We start from the raw sequence: 4356 nt of genomic DNA, 5'->3' as shown, positions 1-4356 counted from the left end.
CACCCCGCCCCGACACCGGCGTGCCGATCGCGATGTCGGTGGTCGCCGACAGCCGTGCCAGCAGCACCGCGAACACCGCGTGCGCGGCCATGAACACCGTGATGCCCTGCGCGCGAGCGAATTCCGCCAGTGCCCGATGGGTCGCGGCATCGATCTCGACGCCGTGCATCGCACCCCGCCCGCAAGCGACCGCAGGCCGGGTCCGGTCGGTGGGCAATTCCAGCTGCTCGGGTACCCCCGCCAGCGCGTCACGCCAGAACGAGAGCTGCTTCGCCGCCACCGATTCCGGATCGGCCGCATCACCGAGCACCGTGTGCTGCCACACGGCGTAGTCGGCGTATTGCACCTCCAACGGCGCCCAACCCGGGGCCTCACCGATGGCGCGCGTGCCGTAGGCCGTGAGCACGTCCCGGATCAACGGCCCGAACGAGAAACCATCGGCCGCGATGTGATGCAACACGATGACCAGCACGTACTCAGCACCGGCAGACCCCGTCGAGTCCGCCACTGCGGCATGCCCATCGGCCCGGTCACGCGCACCCGACGCGCGATGCTCCAGCGCGGTGTCCGGGGCAACACGCAGCAGCGTCGCGCGGATCGGGGCGTCGACGGTGAGGTCGAAGCCGGTGGCGGCGAAGGTACGCACGGCGTCGGACAGCTCGGCCGCATCCACGATCTGCGGGTGGACCTCGGGAAGGAGGCCGGTCGCCGGAAGGATCTCGGCGATGGCGTTGCCGTCCAGTTCCGGGTAGCGGGTGCGCAGGACCTCGTGCCGGTCCAGCACGTCGACGATCGCGGCCTGGAGTGCGGCGATGTCGAGCGCACCGGTGAGCCGGACGGCCAGCGGGATGTTGTCGGTGGCCGAGCCGGGATCGAAGCGGTTGAGGAACCACATGCGCTGCTGGGCAGGCGAGAGCGGCACGGGATCGGGTCGGGGTCCCGCCACCAGCGCGGGGCCGGTGCCGGTGCCACGCAGACGGTCGGCGGCCGCGGCCAGCGTCAGCACCGTCGTGGTGTCGAAGAGTTGGCGGACGGGAATGCGCATGTCGAGGTCGGCGCCGATGCGGGCCATCAACCGGGTCGCCAGCAGCGAGTTGCCGCCCAGATCGAAGAAGTCGTCGTCGCGGCCGACCCGGTCCAGTCCGAGGACCTCGGCGAACACGGCGGCCACCACCTGCTCGGCCACCGTTTCCGGTGCCCGGTAGGCGGCGGTGTCGAAGACCGGTGCGGGCAGCGCGGCCCGATCGAGCTTGCCGACGGGGGTCAGCGGCACGGCATCGAGAGTGACGACCGCGGCGGGCACCATGTGCGAGGGCAGGTGCGCGGCGGTGTGCGCGATGAGGGTCGCGGCGTCGATCGTGGCACCGGCGACGGGCACGACATAGGAGACCAGCAGGGTGGCGCCCGCGTCGGTCCGATGACCGACGGTGGCGGCGAAGTCGACCGTCCGATGGCGGGCCAGGACCGCGTCGATCTCGCCGAGTTCGATCCGGAAGCCGCGCACCTTCACCTGGAAGTCGTTGCGGCCCAGGTACTCCAGATCGAACGAGCCTTCGCGCCGCACCCAGCGCACGGTGTCACCGGTGCGGTACATCCGCTCGCCGGGCGCGCCGAAGGGATTGGTGACGAACCGGCCTGCGGTCAGCGCGGGCCTGCGATGGTAGCCGCGCGCCAGCTGCGCACCAGCGATGTACAGCTCGCCGACGACCCCGGCGGGCACCGGCCGCAGCCGCTCGTCGAGCACCAGTTCGGTCGTGCCCTCCACCGGTGCGCCGAGCGTGATCGCCGTTGCCGCACTGAGTGGTTCGCTGATATTGGTGACGATGGTCGTCTCGGTCGGGCCGTAACCGTTGCGGAAAATCAGACCCGGAATCGCGGCGGTCCACCGCGCCACCAGTTCCGGCGGGCACGCCTCGCCACCGACCACTACCATCCGCAGCTCGTCGAGGCCCTCGGGGTGTACCGTCGCCAGCGCCGACGGCGTGATGACCACATGGGTCACCCGCTCGGCCCGCAGCAACTCCCCCAGCTCCGCCCCACCGAACACCCCGGCGGGCGCGATGACCATCGTCGCCCCCTCGGTCACGGTCAGCAGCAACTCGGCCACGGAGATGTCGAACGAGGGCGACGCCACGTGCAGCACACGCGCATCGGCGCAGGCCAGGTACCGCCCGGCCTGTACGGGTAGATACGCCGCGACCGCGCCGTGCGGAATCACCACACCCTTGGGCAGACCGGTGGTGCCGGAGGTGTAGATGACGTACGCGGGATCCAGCGGATCCACCGCTCGTGCACCCGCCGCGCCGCCGTTCACCGCACGGCCACCTGCTGCGCCGACCGTACGGGAATCGGCCACGGGGGCATCTGGAGAGGTCACGACGCCGCCGCGACCGGTCTCGGCATCGACGGCGTTCTCGACGCTGATCGTCCTGTCACCGGCACGTGCGTATGCGCCCAGGCCCGCCCGCGCCGCATCGTCTGCCGTGAGTTCTGTGCCGTCGAGCACGAGCCAGTTCACGGTAGCCGGCAGATCCGACCGCACCGCCTCGATCGTGATACCCGCCGCCGCGCCGGAATCGGAGAGCATGTGGGCGATGCGGTCGGCGGGATAGTTCGGGTCGACCGGGAGGAAGCCCGCGCCGGACTTCACGACGGCCCAGATCGCGGTGATCGAGTGGGCCGAACGCGGAATACTCACGGCGACAAGGTCACCCGTGCCGACGCCGAGATCGGCGAGACGGGCGGCCAGGGAGGCGGAGGCGTCGTCGAGCTCGCCGTAGGTGAGGGTGCGGGCGCCGTCGCGGATGGCGATCGCGGTGGGGTCGGCGGCGGCGCGGGCGAGCACCTGCGGCAGCAGCGCAGCGGGAGTCGACGGGCCGCCGGTGCGGGCGGTCAGGTCGGCGAGTTCGGTGTCGATCAGCAGTGGCAGGTCGGCGACGGGAGTCTGCGGGGCCGCGGCGATCGCGGCGAGCAGGCCGGTGAAGCGGGCTACCGTGCGCCGGATGGTCTGCTCGTCGAACGGATCTGTGGCGTAGGAGAATTCGCCGGACAGACCCATGGCCGCGGAATCACGCAGGGTCAGGGAGAGATCGAATTTCTCGATGTCATAGGGCAAGTCGACGGCGGCAGCGCGCAGACCGGGCAGCTCGAAGGTGGTCGGCGGCAGGTTCTGCAACGACAGTGCCACCTGGAACAGCGGATGGCGACCGGCTGAACGGGTCGGCGCGAGCACCTCGACGAGCCGCTCGAACGGCAGGGTGGTGTGGTCGAAGGCGGCCAGATCCCCGGTGCGGACGCGGCCGAGCAGGCCGGCGAACGGTTCGCCGCCACGCACCTGAGTGCGCAGCACGGCGGTGTTGACGAACATGCCGATGACGTCGTCGAGTTCGGCGGCACCGCGCCCGGCGACCGGCGTGCCGATCGCCACATCGGCATTGCCCGACAGGCGTGCGATCAGCACCGACAATGCCGCGTGCAGCACCATGAACAGGGTCGCACCCTGTTCCGCGGCAACAGCGTTCAGCGCCGCGACCACGTCGGCATCGAGCTCGAACGAGACCCGGCGTCCCCGCATCGACGCGGTGGCGGGGCGAGGGCGATCGGTCGGCAGGCCCGACTCGTCCGGCAGTCCGGCCAGCGAGTCACGCCAGAACGCGATCTCGCGCCCGGCCTGCGAGTCGGCGTCGTCCTCCGCGCCGAGGACGGCACGCTGCCACAGGGTGTAGTCGGCGTACTGCACCGGCAGCGGATTCCACTGCGGCGCCACACCTTCGGCACGCGCGTAGTAGGCGGTCATCGTGTCACGCACCAGCGGACCGGCCGACCAGCCGTCGGAGGCGATGTGATGCACCACCAGCACCAGCACGTGATCACCGTCGACCTCGAACAGGCTCGCGCGCACCGGTGGCGCGGCCGTGACATCGAATCCGCGCAGAACGACGGCCGCCAACACCTCCGGAAGGTCCTCGGCGCCGATGCTGACGGCGTCGAGCACCGTCGAAGACCCCGCCGCGACCCCATCGGCGCCGGTATCGGGGTGGTCGCTCGAAGACAATTCGGCCGCAAGCACTTCGAGCGCCTCGGCGACAGGAAGAACCCGCTGCGTCCCCACCCCGTCGACCTCGGGGTACACCGTGCGCAGCACCTCGTGCCGCGCGATCAGATCACCCACCGCCGCCCGCAACGCGTCCCGATCCAGCGCACCCGTCAACCGCACCGCGATCGGGATGTTGTACGCCCCGGTCGCCGGATCGAACCGGTTGAGGAACCACATCCGCTGCTGCGCGGGCGAGAGCGGCCACAGCTCGGGACGCGGACCCGCGACGAGCGCGGGCCGATCATCGACCACCCCACCCT

Annotated in this window: 1 protein-coding gene; it reads right to left on the bottom strand. The window is 71.0% G+C overall.

From position 1 onward, the window contains the following. Positions 1 to 4348 (bottom strand): amino acid adenylation domain-containing protein (locus tag ACFWF3_RS26010; RefSeq protein WP_379315928.1); only part of this gene is annotated, 4348 nt, incomplete at its 3' end. Positions 4349 to 4356: the final 8 nt, after the last annotated feature.

It is taken from the genome of Nocardia sp. NPDC060220 (assembly GCF_042727815.1).
Taxonomy (GTDB): Bacteria; Actinomycetota; Actinomycetes; order Mycobacteriales; family Mycobacteriaceae; genus Nocardia.
This window is presented reverse-complemented; position numbering and strand designations above follow the sequence as displayed.